At 57.4% G+C, this 1,475-nt stretch carries 1 protein-coding gene; it reads right to left on the bottom strand.

Annotated features, from left to right (window positions below; all coding sequences use genetic code 11):
• Positions 1–1,475: immunoglobulin-like domain-containing protein (locus tag ACQRBT_RS28240; RefSeq protein ID WP_427851693.1), on the bottom strand; the 1,475-nt coding region annotated here is incomplete at both ends.

Here is a 1,475-nt window from a genome sequence, read left to right as displayed (position 1 = left end):
GTGCCGACGGTATCGCCAGCCTTGATAGTGATGGTCGAACCGTTGTCCAGCTTCAGCGTGACGTCGGTGCCGGCCTTGTTGCTCAAGGTCGCGGTATAGGTGATCTGACCACCTTCGTTGACCGCACTTGGCGCGGTCAGGGTCACAGTGGTGGTATCCGCAGTGCCCGGAGTATCGGTAACGGTGGTGTTCACCGGCGTAGTGCCCGGCACCAGGTTCTCGAAATGCTCGCCGCCGGTAACGCCTTTGATGGCGGCAGTGACAGTTTGGTCGCCTTGATAGACGTCGTTTGGAGCGACTACCGAGACAGAACCGCTCGACTGGTTTACACCAATGGTGATGGTCTGGCCGTTATCCAACGTCACGGTCAGTGGATTGGTGATGTTGGTTACCGGCGCGCCGTTTTTATCCACAAGACTGGCGGTGTAGACGATGTTGCCGCCTTCACCAACGGTGTTGGTGGCGGTCAGGACCACATCGACCTTGTCGATGGTGTCGTTGATGGTGGTGGTTGCGCCGTTGCCTGCAACTTCCAGCTTCTCGAAGTTACCGCCGGTAGCGTCGGTAATCTTGACGGTCTGAGTGCTCTTGTCGATGAACACGTCATCGCTTGGCGCCGGGACGGTCACGGTGCCGACGGTGTCACCGGCCTTGATAGTGATGGTGGAACCGTTGTCGAGTTTCAGGGTGACGTCAGTACCCGCTTTGTTAGAAAGCGTGGCGGTGTACGTAATCTGACCACCTTCGTTAACTACGCTTGGCGCGGTCAGCGTGACTGTAGTGGTGTCCGCAGTGCCCGGAGTATCGGTAACGGTGGTGTTCACCGGCGTAGTGACCGGCACCAGGTTCTCGAAGTGCTCGCCGCCGGTTACCGTTTTGATCGCGGTGGTAACGGTTTGGTCGCCGTTGTAAACATCATTAGGCGCCACGGTAGTGACGCTACCGCTCGACTGATTCACACCGATGGTGATGGTCTGGCCATTGTCCAAAGTCACGGTCAGTGGATTGGTGATGTTGGTCACCGCATTACCCGACTTGTCGACCAGCGAAGCGGTGTAAACGATGTTGCCGCCTTCGCCCACAGTGTTAGTAGCGGTCAGTACGACATCGACCTTGTCGATGGTGTCATTGATGGTGGTGGTCGCGCCGTTGCCTGCAACTTCCAGCTTCTCGAAGTTACCGCCCGTGGCGTCAGTGATCTTGACGGTCTGGGTGCTCTTATCGATGAACACGTCATCGCTCGGCGCTGGGACGGTCACAGTACCGACGGTATCGCCAGCCTTGATCGTGATGCTCGAACCGTTATCCAGCTTCAGCGTAACGTCAGTACCCGCTTTATTGGAGAGCGTGGCGGTGTACGTAATCTGACCACCTTCGTTAACTGCGCTTGGCGCAGTCAGGGTCACGGTGGTGGTATCTGCAGTACCCGGAGTATCGGTAACGGTGGTATTTACCGGCGTAGTACCCGGTACCAG

The organism is Pseudomonas sp. R19M (genome assembly GCF_050312585.1).
GTDB lineage: Bacteria > Pseudomonadota > Gammaproteobacteria > Pseudomonadales > Pseudomonadaceae > Aquipseudomonas > Aquipseudomonas palleroniana.
The sequence above is the reverse complement of the archived record's forward strand: the minus strand, read 5'-3'. Positions and strand labels throughout refer to the sequence as shown.